The sequence below is a fragment of the Streptomyces cupreus genome (assembly GCF_014257025.1).
Taxonomy (GTDB): Bacteria; Actinomycetota; Actinomycetes; order Streptomycetales; family Streptomycetaceae; genus Streptomyces; species Streptomyces cupreus.
Genome location: NZ_JACMSF010000064.1, coordinates 25,905 through 46,331 on the forward strand (window position 1 = coordinate 25,905; position 20,427 = coordinate 46,331).

General features: G+C 65.4%; 10 protein-coding genes and 3 pseudogenes. 9 read left to right on the forward strand and 4 right to left on the reverse strand.

Features of this window, described 5'->3' with window-relative positions; genetic code table 11:
- Window positions 1–68: 68 nt before the first annotated feature.
- Together H4N64_RS47010 and H4N64_RS47015 are read left to right on the forward strand one after the other, a co-directional pair.
- Window positions 69–440, forward strand: a complete 372-nt coding sequence (locus H4N64_RS47010) for a transposase (protein ID WP_186286971.1) — start codon at window positions 69–71, stop codon at window positions 438–440.
- Window positions 347–610 (forward strand): annotated as a pseudogene (locus H4N64_RS47015) (transposase); the annotation flags it as partial. The gene H4N64_RS47010 and the pseudogene H4N64_RS47015, both read left to right, overlap by 94 nt.
- Window positions 611–885: 275 nt before the next feature.
- Here H4N64_RS47015 and H4N64_RS36955 read toward each other — a convergent pair.
- Together H4N64_RS36955 and H4N64_RS36960 are read right to left on the reverse strand one after the other, a co-directional pair.
- Window positions 886–1,818: a L,D-transpeptidase family protein gene (locus H4N64_RS36955; protein WP_186286972.1), complete on the reverse strand. Its 933-nt coding sequence runs from the start codon at window positions 1,816–1,818 to the stop codon at window positions 886–888.
- Between the two features lie 35 nt (window positions 1,819–1,853).
- Window positions 1,854–2,360, reverse strand: a complete 507-nt coding sequence (locus H4N64_RS36960; RefSeq protein ID WP_260860199.1) for a hypothetical protein — start codon at window positions 2,358–2,360, stop codon at window positions 1,854–1,856.
- Window positions 2,361–2,713: 353 nt separating this feature from the next.
- On the opposite strand from H4N64_RS36960, the gene H4N64_RS36965 reads away from it, so the two are divergent.
- From H4N64_RS36965 to H4N64_RS36995, 7 genes and pseudogenes are all read left to right on the forward strand, one after another.
- Window positions 2,714–11,377: a golvesin C-terminal-like domain-containing protein gene (locus H4N64_RS36965; RefSeq protein WP_186286973.1), complete on the forward strand. Its 8,664-nt coding sequence runs from the start codon at window positions 2,714–2,716 to the stop codon at window positions 11,375–11,377.
- Between the two features lie 31 nt (window positions 11,378–11,408).
- Window positions 11,409–11,921, forward strand: coding sequence for a hypothetical protein (locus H4N64_RS36970; RefSeq protein ID WP_186286974.1), 513 nt, complete (start codon window positions 11,409–11,411; stop codon window positions 11,919–11,921).
- Between the two features lie 537 nt (window positions 11,922–12,458).
- Complete coding sequence (locus H4N64_RS36975; protein ID WP_186286975.1) at window positions 12,459–12,803, forward strand: S26 family signal peptidase; 345 nt, start codon at window positions 12,459–12,461, stop codon at window positions 12,801–12,803.
- 70 nt (window positions 12,804–12,873) lie between these two features.
- The gene (locus H4N64_RS36980; RefSeq protein ID WP_186286976.1) at window positions 12,874–13,713 is read left to right on the forward strand and encodes a hypothetical protein; all 840 of its coding nucleotides are present in this window, start codon (window positions 12,874–12,876) and stop codon (window positions 13,711–13,713) included.
- Between the two features lie 328 nt (window positions 13,714–14,041).
- Complete coding sequence (locus tag H4N64_RS36985) at window positions 14,042–14,434, forward strand: hypothetical protein (RefSeq protein ID WP_186286977.1); 393 nt, start codon at window positions 14,042–14,044, stop codon at window positions 14,432–14,434.
- Window positions 14,435–14,710: 276 nt separating this feature from the next.
- The gene (locus H4N64_RS36990) at window positions 14,711–15,238 is read left to right on the forward strand and encodes a hypothetical protein (protein ID WP_186286978.1); all 528 of its coding nucleotides are present in this window, start codon (window positions 14,711–14,713) and stop codon (window positions 15,236–15,238) included.
- Window positions 15,239–15,975: 737 nt separating this feature from the next.
- Window positions 15,976–16,660: pseudogene (locus H4N64_RS36995) on the forward strand (IS256 family transposase); the annotation flags it as partial.
- A gap of 217 nt (window positions 16,661–16,877) precedes the next feature.
- On the opposite strand, the pseudogene H4N64_RS47150 reads toward H4N64_RS36995, so the two are convergent.
- Window positions 16,878–17,132: pseudogene (locus H4N64_RS47150) on the reverse strand (ISAzo13 family transposase); the annotation flags it as partial.
- 182 nt (window positions 17,133–17,314) lie between these two features.
- Complete coding sequence (locus H4N64_RS37005; RefSeq protein ID WP_186286980.1) at window positions 17,315–19,738, reverse strand: ATP-binding SpoIIE family protein phosphatase; 2,424 nt, start codon at window positions 19,736–19,738, stop codon at window positions 17,315–17,317.
- Window positions 19,739–20,427 lie beyond the last annotated feature (689 nt).

The window sequence follows — 20,427 nt, forward strand, 5'->3', positions numbered from 1 at the left end:
GTGATCGTAAGGCTCCGCTCCGCAAGACGATGGGCTGTCGGGATGGTGCGGGACCTACCGAACACCGGGTGCGGACCGGGGTGCAGTGGCGGGATCTGCCCGAGCGGTTCGGGCCGTGGACGGCGGTCTATGAACGCCATCGGCTGTGGTCGGGCGATGGCACCTGGGCACGTCTGCTGCAGCAGATCCAAGCTGCCGCCGACGCCCCAGGCGAGGTCGACTGGGATGTCTCGGTCGACTCCACCACCGTGCGTGCCCATCAGCACGCGGCTGGTGCCCGCAATGATCCTCCGCCTGCTCCCGCGTCAAAGGGGGCGGAAGGTGTCGAACATCAGGGCGAAGCCCCGTGGCAGAGCCTGCTCGCCCGCCTGGTGAAGGTGGTGCAGGAAGTGAGGGCCTGGGCCGCTCGCGCGGTGGGTTCACCAGCAAGCTCCACCTGAGCGCGGACGGCCGCTGCCGCCCGCTGTCCCTGGTCGTCACGCCGGGGCAGCGAGCGGACTGCACCCAGTTCACGGCGGTGCTGGAGAAGATTCGCGTCCCCAGGCCCGGTCCGGGCAGGCCCCGCAAGAAACCCAACAGCCTTGCCGCGGACAAGGCGTACAGCACCGGCCCGTGCCGCAAGTACCTGCGGCGCAGAATCCGGCACACGATCCCGGAGAAGCCCGACAGCCCGGCCGCCCGCTTACGCAAGGGCTCACGCGGCGGACGGCCACCAGGCTTCGACGAGGAGCGGTTCAAGAAACGCAACACCGTCGAGAAGAGCAAGCCGCAGTGCTGTCATACCTGCGGTTCGCCGTCATGGGTGTTGTGCCTCGTTGTGGATTATCGCCAAGCGCTGGTGGTGGAGCCAGGCTTCCCCCGGGGATCGAGCTGCGGCCGTGGGGCTCACCCGATGGCGATGCGGGGGTGGGCGGACGGTGTGATCCAGCCCATGATCTGGTCCATGGTGGCGCGGGGGACGGAGACGCAGCCCGCGGTGGCGCCGCTGCCGTTGACGTGGAGGAAGATGCCCGCGCCGCGGCCGGGGGTGGCGGGCCAGCGGTTGAAGTTGATGACGAGGGCCTTGGCGTACTGAGTGGGGTAGTTGATGAGGTGTTCGCTGCCGCGGTCACCGGACTCGGTGAGCGGGAAGTCCGCGCCCGCCTCGCCGTGCATCTGGTTGTAGAACTTCGACTCCGGGTCCTGCACCCACCAGTCGTCGTCGGTGACGACGTGGTACGGCATGGCGGTGCCACCGGCGACGTGCCCGAAGCCCTCGGTGATGGTGTAGGTGCCGCCGGGCGTGGTGTAGGTGTTCTGCATCCGGGTCGCCCCGTCGGTGACCCCGTTGGAGCCGACCCGCCCCGAGCCGGTGCTGAACTGCGCCTTCCAGCCGGAGGGGCCCTTGGCCCAGGCAGTGACGGTGGCGTAGGAGCCGCTGGCCTTGACCGTGATCACCTGAGTCGCGTCGCCCACCTCCACGGGAACCGGGAAATCGGGCGCGGCAGGGGCGGCGGCGTCATCACCGGATCCGCCGGTCCCGGTGCCGCCGCCGGAGGTTCCGCCGCCTGCCTTCGTGGCGCTGCCTGGGGCGGAGGCCGAAGCCGTTGCCGACGCGGATGCCGTGGCGGAGGTGGAGGGGCTGGTGGACGGCGATCCGGAGGCGCTGGGCGATGCACTGCGGGAGGCGGTTGGGGTGCCCGAGTCAGCGGCGTTCGGTGCCGAGACCGAGTCCGAGGCCGCCTGCTGCTCGTCGTCCTGCCCACCGCAGGCGGAGGTCAGCGCCAGGAGGCTGAGGACGGCGGCAGCGGTCAGCACCTGCCGGGGAAGGGCGTGCACAGTGGGCTCCTTGCGTTCTCGTCTGCCGGGTGTGGTCATTGCTGGTCCTCGCTGCCTGCCGCGTCCGGTCGGGGCAGGGTGCCGGTGCAGGTGGCCCGGCCGAACTCGCCGCTGGCGGTGGCGCCTTGGACGTACTGGCCACGGATGGAGAGGGTGCAGCGGGCCTGCCCGCCGTGCTCGCCGAGGACGATGTTGACGACCGGCGCGCGGCCGAGGGGGACGGCGACTGTCTTGCGCCAGGGCAGGGCCGCCGCCTTGACGGTCACGGCCTTTCCGGACTCGCTGCGTGCCTGGTAGGTGATGTCGGCGGTGCCGGTGCCGGTGACTTCGTACGTCACCGAGGCGGTGGGGACCCGGCGTTCGGGTGCGGGTTCATCCTGGCCGCTGTCGAGGACGCCGTAGAGGACGAGTGCAGTGCAGGCGGCGAGGGCGGCGCCGGCGATCAGCAGCCCTGCCCGGTCGGGGCGACGGGAGCGGGATTCACCTGCTTCGCCGCCCGATTCGCCTTCTTCGGGCGCTTCCGTTTCCTCGGATTCCCCCATGGAAGGTGCTGACTTCCCAGTTACGGCACCCATGAAACGGCCCCTTCAAAAATAGGGATTGACCCGGACTTCGGACTGGACGGGGCGCTTTATACATGACGCTGCTATGCGGTTTCCACTGTGGGGACATTTCGGGCAGACGCTCTCCGGTTTACCGTCAACTGTCCCCAATGTCCCATCACTTGACTTGGCGTCAGCAGCTTGATTAGAAACCGGGCGCCGCCGCCTGTGGCCTTTTCCTGCACTCCGAAAATGAGGTCACGGGTGGTGATTTTCGGTCAGCTTCTTCAGGAAGGTTTGGTGTGAGACCCAGACTGGGGAGAACGATAGCTTGCCTGGTGGCAGCCGCGGTCATGAGTACCGCGCTGCCGCAGGTGGCCTATGCCGCGTCCGACTCGGGCGGTGACGAGAAAGGAATTCTCGACACCCTCAAGGGCTGGTTCACGGAGGAGGAAGAAGACAAAGACGGCCGCGCTGAAAAGCCGCCGTCGCATGACGAATTGGAGGTAGCGGACCGGCAACACCTGCCGAGGGAAAAGTCTCGGCCACCCGCCAAGCGCGTCCGCGAAATCACCGGCAGACGTACGGCGAGCGCCCGGTTCTGGGAGTTGTCGGACGGCCGCGTCGAGGCGGAGCTGGCGGCGGCGCCGACCTCGTACCGGTCAGGGAAGTCGTGGAAGTCGATCGACACCACGGTGCGCGAGAGTGGTGCGAAGGGCTTCGATCTCGCCAACACGACGAACGAGGGCCGTACTTGGTTCGGTTCTGACACCGGCCGGCTGGTGCGTTTCAAGTCACCGGACGGCCGGTCGGTCACCCTCGGCCTGGAGGGCGCGGGCAGGGCGCTGAAGCCGGTGGCGAAGGGCTCTGAGGTCACCTACCGGGACGCGGTCCATGGTGCGGATCTTCAGTACGTGGTCGGTGCGGGCCGGGTGAAGGAGAACATCGTCCTCGCCGACCGCCCCGACGGCCCGGTGAAGTTCACCTTCACGCTGGACACCGACGGTCTGGTGCCGAAGGCGCGTAAGGACGGCTCGATCGCGCTGTACGGTGCGCTGCCCAACACGCCGGTGATGGTGATCCCGGCGCCGTACATGACGGACGCGAAGAAGGCGGAGAAGTCGGTCTTCGGGCAGACCTACAGCACCAAGGTCACCCAGAAGCTCACGAAGGACGGCAAGTCCTGGAAGCTGACGGTCACGCCGGACGCGACGTGGCTGGCGGCGAAGGAGCGGCAGTATCCGGTGGTGATCGACCCGACGATCACGATCGCGCCCTCGCCGACCGGTTCTCAGGATGTCATGGTCCTGTCGGACCAGCCGTCGACGAACTTCAACACCAGCTGGAAGCTGTCCGCGGGCAAGACCGACACCGGCATCGCCCGCTCCCTGATCCAGTTCCCGCTGGACGAGATCCCCGCGGGTGTGGATCTCGACTCGGCGCGCCTGGAGATGTATTTCGACCAGGCGCACACCACGGGCGCCGACGACAACACCATCGAGGTGCGCCGGGCCACCGGCCCCTGGAACGAGACGACGGCGACGTGGTCCTCCACCAGCGGGCTGGTGGGTGAACTGTCCGGCACCACGGTGCAGTTCGACGACGGGGACGCGGGAACGGCGGCCGTCGGCACCTGGCCGCCAACGGGGTCGGCGCTCAAGGAACACGCGATCGGCAACGACTACGTGTTCAACCAGGACTCGATCTCCGGGGACACCTACACCTGGCAGACGCCGGTGGGCGACACCGGCACCTACCGGGTGGACGCGCACTATGTGGCCTCCTCCAACCGCACCACCGCCGCCCCGTACACGGTGACCTACAACGGCGGCACCGCGACCACCTCGGTCGACCAGACGGTCGGCCCGGATGGTGTGTGGGCCACGCTGGGCAATGGCACGCAGTACCAGTTCAACCGGGGCGGTACCGGCTACAAGGTGGTGCTGGGCGACACCGCGAGCCCGGCGGGTTCGGCGGTGATCGCGGATGCGGTGCGGCTGAACAACCCGGCGCAGATCGTGAAGAACAAGGGCGAGTACAGCCAGTGGCACAACTTCCCGGTCACCAACACGGTGCAGAAGTGGGTCAGCGGCACCGAGGCCAACCATGGCTTCGTCGTACAGGCCAAGGACGACACGCTGGCCGCCACGGCGCTGGGCGGTCCGCGCTACGAGGCCGGCGACGGTGCCTACGGCGGTGAGACCTCCACCATCCCGCGCCTCACGGTGACGTACGGCAAGGTCGGCACCAGCCTGAACTCGCCCACCGTGGTCCACTCCACCGGCCCGGAGCTGTCGTGGAAGCCGTACTCCAACACCACCGGTGACAGCGGTCTGGACCTCGTCGAGTACCAGCTGCACCGCTCCACGCAGCAGGCGTTCACCCCGTCCGCCGCCACCCTGGTGGCGCCGATCGGCTCGACGGCCACCACCTATACGGACACCACCGCCACCCCGACCCCGGACTCCTCCAGTGAGGAGATCGGCCGCTCGTACTACTACCAGATCGCGGTGAAAACGGCCGACGGCCAGCTGCTCGGCTCGCCGACCCGGATCGTGGGCATACCGAAGGCGGGCCGCACGATGCGGCTCATCCAGGGCACGAGCGGGGTCACGGACACCACCCTGTCGTCCGCGAAGCCGACCACCAACCAGGACACCATCAGTTACGACGGTGTGGGCCAGAAGTGGCTGAGCGTGGGCAACAACACGCCCACGAACAGCACGGAGAAGACCCGCGCGGTGATGAGGTTCGACACCTCGGCGATCCCGGTCACGGGCACGGTGATCGACTCGACGCTGTTCATGTGGGGGGCGGAGACCACCCGCACCAGCACCGGCGCCCGCTACAACCTGCACGGTCTGACCAAGGGCTTCGACGAGACATCGGCGACGTGGAACAACGCCACCGCGTCGACCGCGTGGAGCAGTGCGGGCGGCGACTACTCCTCCCTCGTGTCGGACTACGAGCCGTGGTGGACGAACGACGTCGGCCGGCACAACTGGAACGCCACGTCCCTGACCCAGGGCTGGGTGAAGACCCCGTCGTCCAACCACGGCGCGATGGTCAAGCTCGCGGACGAGAGTGCCTCGGGTCCGCAGGAGCAGACGGTGTTCCTGGCCTCGGAGGCGGCCGACTGGCAGATCGGCCCGCTGCTGCGGGTCATCTACGTCGACTCCACGACCGAGGACACCTACTACGCGCCGCAGACCCCGGCCCGGATGACCCCCAACTCCACCTACACGGTGGACTTCACGGTCACCAACACCACCAACTCCGCGTGGGCGACGGGCGAGCGGGAGCTGTCCTACACCTGGAAGCTCCCGGACGGCACCGACAAGACCACGGCCGCCACCCAGGCGTCCACGGCCATCCCTGCCCTGTCCCCCGGCCAGTCGGCGACGATCAAGGCGCAGGTCAAGACGCCGATCAACTCCGACTCCGGGAACAAACGCAGCCAGTACGTGCTGGGCTGGGACGTGCGGAAGGTGTCCGACGGAAGCTGGCTGTCGGCGGGGACCGGCGGAATCCCGCCGCTGAAGCAGAACGTGGCGGTGGAGGACCCCACCTCCGAAACGCTGGGTCTGGAGAAGTTCTACGCCTACACGGGCAAGAACACCGGCGCCGGTTCGACGGTGATGAACAACCTGGCCTCCGGCAACAGTGTGTGGTCGTACAACGCGTTCACCAACCCCGGCCGCGGCCTGACCACGTTCGCCCGCTTCGCCTACAACTCCCTCGACACCTCCGACAGCCTTATGGGCCACGGCTGGTCGGGCCAGCTCGCGGGCCCGACACGCTTCGGCGCCCCGCTGGACCTCCACCCCAAAGCCAACCCCACCGAGATCCGCCTGCCGGACGGTGACGGCACCACGCACACCTTCACCAAGCAGGCCGACGGCAGTTGGAAGGCCCCGGCGGGCGTGCACTACCGGCTCACCATGAAGGCGGGCCTGGACTGCACCCCGAACAAGGACCCCATCCCGGACGCCTGGACCCTGATGCGCCCCGACGGCACCCGGTTCCTCTTCGGCTGCGACGGTTACATGACGTCGGTCGTCGACAAGAACGGCAACACGCAGACGTACACCTACGAGGAGCGCACGTCGCACGGCAAGCCGACGAAGTTCCTCAAGTACATCACCGACCCGTCCGGCCGGAAATCGCTGCGCATCGGCTACTGGCTCAAGGGCGACGCGACCTACTCGTACATCAGCGACACCGGTGCCCAGGTCACCGGGACCAACCTCAACAACCCCAAGATCTACGACCACATCGCGTCGCTGACGGACATCTCCGGCCGCAAGATCTCCTTCTACTACACCGAGAAGGGCCTGCTGGGCCGCATGGTCGACGGCAACGGCTCCACCCAGCCCAAGACCTTCAAGTTCACCTACGACGCCACCCAGGGTGAGAAGAACGTCAAGCTCGTCAAGGTCACCGACCCGCGGGGCAACGCCACTTCGCTGGCGTACTACGCCCCGCCCGACGGAGACAGTAAGTACCACTGGTGGACCAAGACGATCACGGACCGCCTGGCCGGTGACACGGCCTTCGCCTACGCGGCCGACACCACCAACACCAAGTTCACGAACACCACCGTCACCGACGCCGAAGCCCATACGACCAGATATCAGACCGACGACTTCGGCCGCCCCATCGAGACCACCAACGCCAAGTCCCAGACCACGAAGATGAGCTGGGACGCCGACAACAACGTCACCTACCTGGAAGAGGACAACGGCGCCAAGACCGCGTACTGCTACGACCAGAAGACCGGCTACCCGCTGTGGCAGCGCGACGCGGAGAACAACCAGACCGGCGTCCCCGACCCTCGCACCACGTGCCTGACAGAAACCGGCGAGGTGCCCGCCCCGGACCAGTGGCCGGCCAACGCGGCGAAGTACCAGTACCAGACCCGCGCCGACGGCTACTCCGCCGACCTGTGGCGCAAGACCTCACCCGAGGGGCGGGCCTGGCAGTTCGGCTACGACACCTTCGGCAACCTCAAAACGGTCACCGACCCCAAGGGCGTCGCAACCGCGACGGCCGATGACTACACGACAAAGTACGACTACAACGCCTACGGCCAGCTCACCAAGGCGACCGATGCCAACGGCAACCCGACCAGCTACGGCGGCTTCGGCCCCACCGGATACCCGACCACCATCACCGACGCCAAAACCAACACGACGAGGTACGTGTACGACGAGCGCGGCCAGGTCAAGCAGGTCATCGACGCCAACGACAAGGTCACCACACAGGACTACGACACCTTCGGGCGTCCGACGGTCAACACGGTGCCGAAGAACCAGGCCACCGGTGAACTGATCACCACAGAAGCGCCCGTCTACGACGCCAACGACAACGTCACTACGTCGAAGGCACCCAACGGCGCCGTCTCCACCGCGGTGTACGACAAGGCCGACCAGATCACCTCGGCGACCGCACCGGCGAACAACAACACCACGCCGCGCACCTCCACGTACACCTACGACAAGGTCGGCAACCTCAAAACGACGACCGAGCCCAAGGGCACGGACACGCCTACGGACCTGACCGACTACGTCACCACGAACCACTACAACGAGATCTACCAGCTCACCTCCGCCGTCAACGCCGCGGGCGACAAGGTCAGTTACGAGTACGACACGGTCGGCAACGTCACCAAGGTCATCGACCCGAAGAAGAACGCCACCACCGACACGACCGACTACACCACCAAGACCGCCTACGACCTGAACCACCGGGTCACCTCGGTCACGGACGCGGCCGGAAAGACGAGCAAGCGCTTCTACGACAAGGACTCGCTCGTCACGTCGACCGTGGACGCGGAGAACAACACCACCACCATCGCCTACGACGAGCGCGGCAAGCAGAAGGAGGTCAAGGTCCCGCACTCCGGGACGACGTCGATCACGTACCGCACGACGCAGTTCGAGTACGACCAGGTCGGCAACACCACCAAGGTCATCACCCCGCGGGCCGTAGCGGCCGGCACGACCACGGCATTCACCGCGCGCACCGAGTACGACGCGCTGAACCGCCCGGTCAAGCAGTACCAGCCGTACGACCCGGCGGATACTCGCCACAACAACGCCAACGTCTACACCGAGACCGTCTACGACGAGGTGGGCCGGGTCAAGACGACCTCGCTGCCGCCGTCGGAAGGCGAGACAGTCCGCAACGACACCACGTTCGAGTACTTCGACAACGGCTGGGTGAGGTCCTCCACGGACCCGTGGGACATCGTCACCACCTACGACTACAACGAGCTCGGCCAGCAGACCAAGCGCACCCTGACCTCGGCGGGCGGCTCGTCCGACCGCACCATGACCTGGTCGCACTACCCCGACGGGTCCCTGAAGTCCCGCGCGGACGACGGAGTCCCGGTCGGCAAGTCGGTGGTCCTGGTGGACAACTCCGACACCCAGAACACGTCCTCCACAGGGACTTGGGCCACCGGTGACACCGTAGGCCAGCACGGCTACAACCACCGCACCCACGCGGCGGGCACAGGTACCGACGCCTTCACCTGGACGCTGAACATCCCCAAGGACGGCACGTACACCGCGTACGTGAAGTTCCCGGGGGTGACTGGCACCGCCACGGCGGCGAAGTACACGGTCACGCACTCCACGGGGACGGCCGACAAGACACTCGATCAGAACGCAACCGCGAACCAGAACACCTGGGTGTCACTGGGCTCGTACGCCTTCAAGCAGGGCAATATGGCCAAGCTCCAGCTGTTCCAGAACAGCGGCGGCACGGTCGTCGCGGACGGCGTGAAGCTGGTGCGTGACGCCAGCGGCGACCCGGCCGACACCGAGAAGAACAACTTCGCCTACACCTACGACCTCAACGGCAACCTCACCAAGATCGACGACACCTCGTCGACCGCGAAGATCGACGCGTACACGGTCGCCTACACCGGCCTCAACCAGGTCCAGAAGGTCACCGAAGCACTGGCTGGCACGGAGAAGAAGGCCACGTCGTACACGTACGACGCCAACGGCCAGCCGGAAACCGTCACCCACCCCGACCAGTTCTCTAAATACACCTACGACCTGCGCGAACTCGTCAAGACGGTGTCGGTCGGCAAGACCGCGACGGACGCGGCGCCGAAGGTGACGTCGTACACGTACACCGACCGCGGCCAGAAGCTGAAGGAGACCAAGGCCAACGGCAACACCGTCGACTACACCTACTACCTCGACGCGGCCCTGAAGTCGACCACCGAGAAGAAGGCCAACGGCACCACGCTGGTCGCCTCCCACACCTACGCCTACGACCCCAACGGCAACAAGGCGCAGGACGTGGCGAAGAAGATGAACGCCGACAACAACACGGCGTACCTCGACTCCACCACCAACTACACCTACGACCCGGCGGACCGACTGAAGGAGTCGGCCAAGACCGGCACCGGCGCAGGCACGGAGACGTACGTCCACGACGACAACGCCAACGTCATCCGCCAGACCGTCAAGAACCAGACCACACAGTACGAATACGATCGCAACCGCCTGCTGAAGGCGACCGTGGGCACCTCCACGGCGAACTACAACTACGACCCGTTCGGCCGCCAGGAATCGGTCACCTCGAACGGCCAGATCATCGAGCGGAGCACGTACGACGGCTTCGACCACGTGGTCAAGTCCGAGAAGGCGGACTCCACCGGCGCGCTGAAGGCGACGACGTACACCTTCGACCCACTGGACCGCACCGCATCCAAGACAGCCGACGGTAAGACAACCGACTTCTCCTACCTGGGCCTGTCGTCAGAGGTCCTCGACGAGAAGGTCGCCGGCGAGCTGACGAAGTCCTACCAGTACAGCCCATGGGGCGAACGCCTCTCCCAGATCAAGCACAACACCGACGGCACGACCGAATCCGGCTACTACGGGTACAACAGCCATACCGACGTCGAGACATTGACGGACAGCAACGGCAACACGAAGGCGACGTACGGCTACACCGCCTACGGCTCCGACGACGAGTCCGAGTACACCGGCATCGACAAGCCGAACGCTGCGGACCCGACCAAGGAGGCGTACAACGCCTACCGCTACAACGCCAAACGCTGGGACGCCCAATCCGGCACCTACGACATGGGCTTCCGCGACTACAACCCCGGCCTGAACCGCTTCACCACCCGGGACATGTACAACGGCGCCCTCGCCGACATGGGCCTCGGCACCGACCCGTTCACCGGAAACCGATACGCATTCACCGGCGGCAACCCCAGCAGCCGGGTCGAGTACGACGGGCACGATTGGTGGAACCCCGCGAGTTGGTTCTCCAGCGGCGGGAAGACATCCACCAAGACCGGCGGCGGCTGGTTGAGCGCCGTGAAGGTCTTCGCGGACGTCATCGGCTGGAACACCTCCACGGGAGCCAGCGGCTTCGAGTCGGAGCCGGGTGACCGTCCCAACTACAAGAAAGGCTTGCTGGTCACTCCGGACAAGAAGGTGGAGTGGCAGCCTGGCGCCGACCAGGTCCCGTTCGGCAAGGAGGACTGCCGAAAAGGCAAGAGCCAGGTCTACTACATGCCGCTGGACTCCCAAGGGCGAGCCAGGGGTGTGAACGCCTGTATTACCCTCGCAGACCTCAACTATGTTGACGACGAAGGGACATTGCAGGGACCAAATCGTACGACCAAGATTGTTGGCAGTCCGGTGCCATGGCCCTTGGAGACGCCCGATGACTGGGCCAGTCGCCCCAAGGGCTGGCAACCGCATTCAGGACTCAACCGGTCCCACCTCTTCGCCCGGCGGTTCGGCGGAAGCGGAACTGACCGCCGAAACCTGGTGCCGCTGCCCTGGCGCGTCAACCAGGTCGACATGGCCGGGTGGGAGTCTGCCATCGAGGAGGAGCTGGAGAAGGGCAACACGGTCTATTACTCCATGGCCGCGTCCTACGAAGGCAACAGCACGGAACCCACACTGGAAGGGTTCGCCCAGGTCATCGACGGAGGCGGCGGATCGTACCCCTGGCAGTACATCGCTGGCACCGGATGACGGCAAGAAAGGAGTGAGAAACTTGGATTGGGTGCGTGAACTCGTCTCCCTGACTGGCTGGCAAGCGGAGCGGCAGGAGATGGCTTGGATTGAAACCGAGCGCGAGTTCGGTACACCACTTCCCGCAGATTTCAAGGAAATCTGCGAGGTGTTCGGCAGGGGCAGTTTCTGCGGTTATCTGGAGTTGCTACTGCCGGTGGACTCGTCTGATCCGTACAGCCTAGTGGGGAGATGGGAGGCACTGAAGAGCCGAGCAGATAGCGCGTCGGTGCGTTCCTTCTTCGAGCCCTACCTGGTCTTTGATGGCAGCGGCATCATCCTCTGGGGTGTTTCGGTGACCGAAGCCTCGTATGGCTGGCTAGCCGACACAGCCACGCCGGCGGGGAAGTGGCCTGTCGTGGCACGGACCGATCCCCTCGAAGAGTGGCACCGCTTCGACGTCTCCACTGCAGAATTTATCTGCAAGGTGCTCACCGATCGGGAGTTCCGTCCGGTCTCCGTCGCCGCGAAGGTAGAACGCCCGTTCTTCCAGACATACGGCTAACGCCGTGAGCAAGGTGAACACACACCGGCGTCCGTAATATCAGGGTCTCCGGTTCAGCGGGTCCCCGCCCTCCCGTCCAGGCAGACTGGAGTGTGGGGACCCGCGTGTTACCCCTCCCAGGGCAGGACCGCGAACCTGGCCAAGGTCGTCTCCGCGACGGGAACCTTCGGCCTGAATGCCAACCATGTCCTCACCCCCGCATCCCTGGACGGAAATCGAATCGCCACATTCACGAGTGGAACCGGTACAAGATGACGGCCACGGAGTTCCTGTATCGGATCCTCACCGATTCAGCCTTCCTACCCACTCCGTGGCACGGCCGTCGACGGGCCGTTCGTCGAGCCTGCCTGAACTCCGGAGACGGAGAGAAAGGATCATCCTGCAATGGACGTGTGGAAGCGGCCGTCGTGCGGGCCCCAGCAACCAGCATGTGCACGATACGTGTAGCCGGCCACGTCGACGGCGGGCCGTGCGGGCAGCCGCGTGCCGTTGGTGGTGGCCTTGGCGATCGCGGCAGCTGGCGTGGTCCTCGCGACCGTGAGCATTCTGGTGTCCGGCGGTGAGACTACGGGTTACCGCACGTGGCACGCGGAGAGCGGGGCGATGGAAGCGACGTATCCCGCAAGGAGCGACGTCGCGGTGAAGCCCCTGGACGGGTCCGGCGTCCGGCGCGGTGACGTGGTCCTGTTCTCCGCCCGCGAGTGGGGCTCCGACAGCATCTTCATGATGCGGGTCATAGGCGCCGGCAGCGATCACGTCGTCATCGACGAGCCCGGCAGAGTGAGTATCAACGGCAAGACCTTGCACGAGCCGTACCTCTTCGACAGCGGCCCCTATTTCCCCCGCCTGTGGAGATCACGGTCCCCGAAGGCGGGTGCGTGAGTGACTCCAATCTTGCTGTGATACAGGACGGAATGTCATGGTTTTTACAACGCCGGATCCAGTGGTGGACGTGACTGCGATGATGCCGCAGCTGGTCGATTGGCGGAAGATAACGGTTCGCCTGCACCCTCGTCCGGGTACCCCGTCCTTCCAAGAGAGTCATGTTGGCGGCCCGATGCTCCGGATGCCTGGGCGGGCCTGGCCGAGTTGCGACGAGCATCCGGCCGAAATTAATGGGAGCCTTATTCCGCGGCCGATGGTATCGGTGGCGCAGCTATATAAGCAGCAATTCCCTGAGATCCCCTACCCGGTTGACAGTGACCTTCTCCAGATTTTCTGGTGCCCAAACGATCATTTCATCGAGTACACCGAATCATCTTTTGAAGGGCCAGCTGTCAAAATCGTCTGGGGTGACTCCAGTATGGGACTCGGTGGTTACCATTCCACTGCGGCCGACATAGTTGATCCGTTGATAGATTCCTACCTAGTGCGCCCTTGTGGTATCACTCCCGAGCGTGTGGTGGAATTTCCTGATGTAGATGAGCTCCCTGCTGATGTAAGATCCATGCTGGAGATTCTTGATCAGCGCGAGGGCCTGCGCTATCAGTACGCCCTTTCCGTCGCGCGAGGTTGGAAAGTCGGAGGGTGGGCAAGCTGGCACTCCACGGATTTGCTGGATTTGTCCTGCCCGGACTGTGACGGACCGGTCACTCTGCTCCTGAAGGTAGACAGTAATGAGTGGGATAGCGGTAGTAGACGATGGCGGCCCGTGGAGGATCGAGATCTTGAAGATGAGGAACTTCAAGTCGCGTATGCGCCAACCAGGGTTGAGGTGGCGAGGGCCGGGGAGCTGCGGATCTTCTGCTGTCGGAGCAATGTCCATCATCGCGTGGTCTTGGATACTCAGTGACCTTCGCACCAAGCCTGGTCAAGCTGCTTTTGAACAGCGCGATCATAATTAGGACTGTTTAGCGCTCCAGATGTCGACCGTCATCTTCATTTCCGCCTCGCAGTTTGTCGGCTGACATCCACTCAGGCATGACGGCGACGTCGCCAGACGGAGCGACCGAGCGGCCAATCCCAAGTCGGCACTACAGGAAGTTCCGTGACAGACAGGGACGTGTAACGGTCGACCAACGGTGATACGATTCGGGTGGGTTGTGAGTGAAATACAGAGATGTGGTAAACGCCTGGGCCAAGCCACTCCCGAGCAGGCCGCCCTGTTTAGCGCTGCGTGTGTGTCCCGTGTGCAGCCGATTGTGCGGGCCTGCGCGACAGCGTCGACCGCGGCCCGATTTGCCGCGCTGTCGGATCTCCTATGGCAGCCGGAAAGTCTGCTGGAGCAGCAGGAACTCATCCAGGCCCTGCAGAATTCTCCGGAACTGCTCGTAGAGAGCGCAGAAGAAATTCACTACTGGGCGCACCATGCCTTGGCCATGACTTTCGAGGCGACACAGGGGCAACAAGAACCGGAAGCATCCGATGCCCGTGCCGAGGCGTGCTGCGCCCTTGGACGCAATATTGCTGGTGACTTCGACGGAATCCTCGACGAGGACGAGGGGGCCTGGAAGTCACACTTCCGCCTCAGGGAATCCATGAGCAATTGGAGTCGGCAGCCCAGGGTGAGGTAATCGAGATCCTCTTCGCAGAAGACAATCCTCAAATTTGGATTACGCGAATCAGGGCATCCTTCGAGCCTGCCATCGCGAGATACACCGAGGATATGCCTCGCTTTCTCCGCTTGGGAGGATGGGCATAGAGTCAAAATGCGTAAGTACAGTTCAGCTCCGCCGCTCTCAACCTGCTGGACCTGACTTAGAGTCACAACTCTGCCTCCCGGCCGGTACAGGCCGGGAGGCAGAGCTTTCCATGAATTCACGAGTCTCAATAGTAAGGAAGTGTTTTGAGTGACGCTGGAAGGTGTGGGCGTGATCGATTTCCAGTTGTACCTGCTGAAGGTGATGGATCCCCCCGCTTCATTGCTGGACTCCAGCCTGAAGAAACTGAATCGAACCGCAGCTCACATGAAAGACCGCCACGGAGTGGTTTCTCAGTTGATTCGCCTAGGGTCGGGCAATGCGCGAAATCTTGAGATCATCCTCAAAGAGGCTCAAGTGGATTCGCGTGGCGAGAGAGGGCAGTGGAATGTATACCAACTCCCCTTGTGGCCTGATTTCAAATTCTCCATTCTTCTTGACCAGACCGGCCGATTCGTTGAGAAGATGGAATTTGAGCAATGTAACGATTCCGAGGGGGTGAACCAGATTGCACCCTGGAGGTTCCTTGAGGCCGACCTGGCTGCAAACTTCGACCAGGTTCGAACGATTGATGGCTGGGGTCACTATCACACCTACAACGCCCAGGGTTTCGATAGGGAGAAGTATTTTCTCAGGTTTGCCTGGGGATTGCTTCAAGAGATCGAACTAATCCGATGATACGGACTGCGCGGTCGCGCAGCGGACCCGTTTTCCAGCCCTCGGCTCTACTCGGCGTGCCGCCATCTGCGGATGGCAGAACAACAGTAAATTCCAGAATTCCCATAAAGCAGCGTGGGTCGTAGCGCAGCCCTGGGTGCAGATCCGAGAAGTCACTGGGTAACGAACTGCCCGGTGACTACAAGCAGTTGTGTCAGGCGTTCGGGGTCGGCGAGTTCTCGCAGGAGGTGTGGGTGCTGTGCGCCGACGAGACCCGCTTGGGTGATCTGCTGACGGAGTGGCAGGGACTCCTGGAGGGCGACGGCCCTTCGGACGGGCCGCCCGGTGGATGCATGGCCGGTCCTGGCCATGCAAGTGGACATTCACGAGTGGAACCGGTCTGTATGGATCGGGACGGATCGTGGAGCGGGCCCGCGCAGTGCGCCGTACCCCCACCACAACTTCGCCGCCCAAGGTGGTGCGGGACTTCGACGGAGTGCCTGCACGGCGTCTACCTGTAGGGGAGGAATCACGGGATGCGGGTGGGGATCACCGGGTCATCGGGGGCTCAGCGCGGATGTGGAGCAACAGATGCGCTCGATGGCGTCCCGCGTGATGGTGTAGGCGATCACCGTGCGGGGGTGCGCGGGCGGGTGCCCGGGGCGTGCATCCGGTGACGGTCTCCGCTCCCTGCGCATGAGGCAGGCCACCGTGCAAATCTCCCTGGTGAACGGCCAGTTCAACCTTGGAGGTGCCCGATGGCCTTGTCTCAGTCTGACCTACAACGCCTGCTGGAGTCACTAATCCGTTGCTAAGGCGGCCAGGATCGAGCTCGTCCGCAACGTCGCCGAGCGCATGCTGCAAGAGCTGATCGAGGCCGAGCTCAGCGGCCGGATCAGCGCCCAGTGGAACGAGCACACCGAAGCCCGCACCGCCTTCCGCAACGGCCATCGGGAGAAGACCCTGGCCACCCAGGCCGGCGATCTGGACCTGGCGATACCGAAGTTGCGCAGCGGCAGCTTCTTCCCCTGCCTGCTGGAACGGCGGCGCCGCATCGACCAGGCGCTCTACGCCGCCATCATGGAGGCATATGTGCACGGGGTGTCCACCCGCTCGGTCGACGACCTGGTCAAGGCGCTCGGCGCGGACAGCGGCATCTCCAAGAGCGAGGTCTCACGGATCTGCGGTGACCCGGACGAACAGCTCACGGTCTTCCGCGGCCGGCCCCTGGATCACAGCCGCTTCCCCTACCTCTACCTGGACGCCACCTACTGCAAGGTCCGCGTGAACCACCGGATCGTCTCCCAGGCCGTGGTCATCGCCACCGGCATCAGCGAGGACGGCGGCCGTGAGGTGCTGGGCGTGATGGTCGGTGACAGCGAGACCGAAGCGTTCTGGAGCGAGTTCCTGCGCTCCTTGCGCGAGCGCGGCCTGGCAGCGTTGTCGTGTCCATTGAAGCCGTAAGGATTCAACATGGTGTTTCGCTGTCTCCTGTGACGGATGCGAGGACGTCGGCGGCCGTGGTGAAGCGTCGTTCGGCAAGCGTCGGGATGTACGGGTCCTGTTCGAGGAGGGGACGGACATCCTCGATGGCGTTGCGGAAATCATGTGACCAGCAGACCCTGGCCGACTTGTTCGGTGTCAGCCGCGGCACCATCCACTTTTGACGGAAGACGCCCCCACGGGTTCCTGGGCGCCGGTCGCCGCCGCGTTTGCGGTGCCGACGTTGTTCGATCGTGGCCTGGTAGGGCACGGTGATCCGGTCGATCAGCGCCTGGAAGTCCGGGCGGGGCATGCCGGTGAGTGCGTGATGGGACAGGGTCTGGGAGAGAGCCATTCGGCTGGTGGTCGCACCACCTTCTGCCCAGTCGCGTAGTTGCTGGGTGGAGGAGAAGTAGTGCGCGGTCTGGCTCCACCCGCGCCTGTGGACGGCTACGACCAGAGTCCGTGACCACGGTAATCACACCATTGCATCCCATGCAGGTTCACGTGCCCGGGAGCTTCTCGGCACGGAGCGGTTGCCCACGGCTACGCTGCCCCCGGTGCAGCGGTGCGTTCGGTGTCGCGGACGTAGGCCCATTCGTCGAGACCTCATGCCTACGGGTTTCCCTCCGGCAGTGGCTGTTCGGTCCAGACTGTTTTGCCGTCGCGGCTGTAGCGGGTGCCCCAGCGTTCGGCCATCTGGGCCACCAGGAACAGGCCGCGTCCTCCTTCGTCGGTGAGGCGGGCGCGGCGCAGGTGGGGTGAGGTGTGGCTGGGGTCGCTGACTTCGCAGACCAGGGAGCGTTCGCGGATCAGCCGCAGGATCATGGGGCCGCTGGCGTAGCGGTAGGCGTTGGTGACCAGTTCGCTGGTGATCAGCTCGGTGGTGAACGCGAGTTGCTGCAGTCCCCATTCGGTCAGTTTGTCGGTGACGAGTGCTCTGGCCCGGGTGGCTGCGGTGGCTTCGCGGGGCAGCTGCCAGGAGGCGACGTTCCGCTCCGGCAGTACGCGGGTGCGGGCGATGACCAGAGCGATGTCATCGGCCGGGCGAGCGGGCACAAGGGTGAGCACGACTGCCCGGCACGTCTCCTGCAAGGGGTCTGCCGGGCGGGTCAGTGCTGCGCACAGTCGTGCCAGGGCCTCGTCGATATCCATGGTGCGTTCGCCGATCAGTCCATTGGTGTAGAGGGTGATCAGGCTTCCTTCGGCGAGGTCGAACTCCTGGGTCTCGAAGGGCAGACCGCCCAGACCGAGCGGCGGGCCGGCGGGCAGGTCGAGCAGGCTCGCCTGTCCGTCCGGGGTGGTCACCACCGGGGGCGGGTGGCCGGCGCGTGCGGCGGAGCACCGGCGGGAGATGGGGTCGTAGACGGCGTACAGGCAGGTGGCGCTGAGGAGTTGCTGGGTCCCCGGCCGTTCGCCGGCTGCCTCCCGCTCGGCTGCCAGCAGATTGACCAGGTCGTCCAGGCGGGAGAGGACTTCGTCCGGTTCCAGGTCGAGGCTGGCCAGGGTGTGGACCGCGGTACGCAGTCGGCCCATCGTCGCGGCGGCGTGCAGACCGCGGCCGACCACGTCGCCGACGACGAGGGCGACCCGCGCCCCGGACAGGGCGATGACGTCGAACCAGTCACCGCCTAGGCCAGTGCCCGCCCCGGCGGGCAGATAGCGGGGGACCGCCTCGACGGCCGACTGCTCCGGCACCGCGCTGGGCAGAAGGCTGCTCTGCAAGGTGAACGCGGTCTGCTGCTGCTCGGCGAAGCGTCGGGCGTTGTCGATGGACAGGGCCGCACGTGAGGCGAGTTCCTGCGCCAGGGTGAGATCGTCGGCTTCGAACGGCTCGGGGCGCCGCGAACGCCATAGGCTTACCGCGCCCAGGACCAGGCCCCGCGCCGCCAGCGGCACGACCATCAGGGAATGCGCGCCGGGTTCCGGAACGGGCCGGCCCGAGTCCGGCTTGCGGGACAGCCAGTCGGAGGGGAGAACCGGTTCCAGGATGGGTCGGCCGCTGGCCAGGCATCGGGCCTGGGGGGTGTCCGGTGCGTACTCGAACGGCTCGCCTCGTGGGTCGCGCGGGCTCGGTTCATGCGCGCCGACGCTGCATGCCCCCGCCCGTACGACGGCCCCGCCTGGGGCGGGCGCTGGCTCCTCGCCGCGGGTGACCGGCTGTAGCAGGTCCACCGTGGCGTGGTCCGCGAGGTGGGGGACAAGCACGTCGGCGAGTTCCCGGGCGGTCTGTTCCACGTCCAGGGCCGTTCCGACCCGGGTGCTGGCTTCGGCGAGGAGCGCGAGCCGCTGCTGGGCACGGTGGCGGTCGGTGATGTCTTCGATCATCTCGGCCACGCCCAGGATCCGGCCGGCGGCATCCTTCATGGGGAAGGACGACACCGATGCGACGCGCTCTCGCGCCGGGTCCCGTTCCAGGCGAACGTACTGTTCGGAGTAGACCTGTGGTCTCCCCGTCCGTATTACCTGGCGCACCCGCTCGACGGCCTTGCGTGCGTCGTCGGGGACGAGCATGACGCCCGTGGGCAGGCCCCGAAAGTCGGCGGCCGGAACGCCCGTGAACCGTTCGATCGCCCGGTTGACCCGCACAACCCTCATGTCGGGGCTGTGCACGACCAGGCCGATCGGACACCGTCGGTACAACCCGTCGAGGACCGCGCGGTCCCGCTGCCACTGAAGGACGTCAGCCGCAGGTGCCCCGGCGAGAAACCACTCGCGGAGCTGGTCACGTGAGAACTCGGAGACTCTCAGCCCCAACTCCACCCGGTGCCCGCTACGATGCCGCACCGGAACCAGCCCGAACCAGCCGCCGGCTCTCCTGCACCGCACCGCGGCATCCCTGGCGGCCGGCAGATCGACTGGATCCACCAGTACCTCGAATGCCGAACGGCCGATCACATCGGGGCCCGGGTAGCCGATCAGGTCCTGGGCTCGTCGGCTCCATCCGACCACGGTCCCCTGCTCGTCCAGTACGGCCAGGGCGGCCAGGTGCAGGCCGAGCGGATCCTCGTCGCTCTCGCTGAGCTGCGTCACCCGCATCTCCACTGCTGGACATCGCCTCCTCCGCGCTTGCTTCTCTGCCCGGGGTCTTCGGCCGCGGCCCACCGGATCGTGCGAGGAGTAGCGGTGCCGGTGCCGGTGCCGGTGCCGGTGCCGGTGCCGACGTGTCGGCACGGACGGTCGGCCGCCGGACTCGTCAGGCGGATATGTGATCACCGGAGCGTTCGGCCATACCAACAGCCTCCCCCTGTTTGTGCTTGCGTGCATGCGGAGACGGGGCCGTCAGGGAATTCGCAAAGCGTGGAGGAACCAGTGCTCCAAACACATTGACCCGCCCAGGGGAAGAGCCGAGGCCCGCCTGGCCGCACGGCGGCCCTGTTGGGCTGGATTTTCCGTTGATCTTCTCAGGACGGATTCGATTCCGCAGGCCTGGAGCTCCCCATAACGGGGGTGTGAACAGATGGCGATCGATGGCAGTTGAGCGTGTTCTGGTGCGTATGAGTGAGCCCTACCTAGGGCAGTGGCAGGCGCATTCCCGGGGCGGGAACGGGAGTTCTTACGTCGAATGCGTGACCTTTCCTGGTGGTGGTCGTTGGGCGTGGTGACGGATTGACGCGACACCGGTGGGGGGTGACGGGGATGGGCGGGCTGCGAGAGGTGGCGGCGCCGTTCGTGGTGCCCGGTCCTTCGGGGGTCGCGATCCGTACCCGGCTCAAGGGCCTGACTGC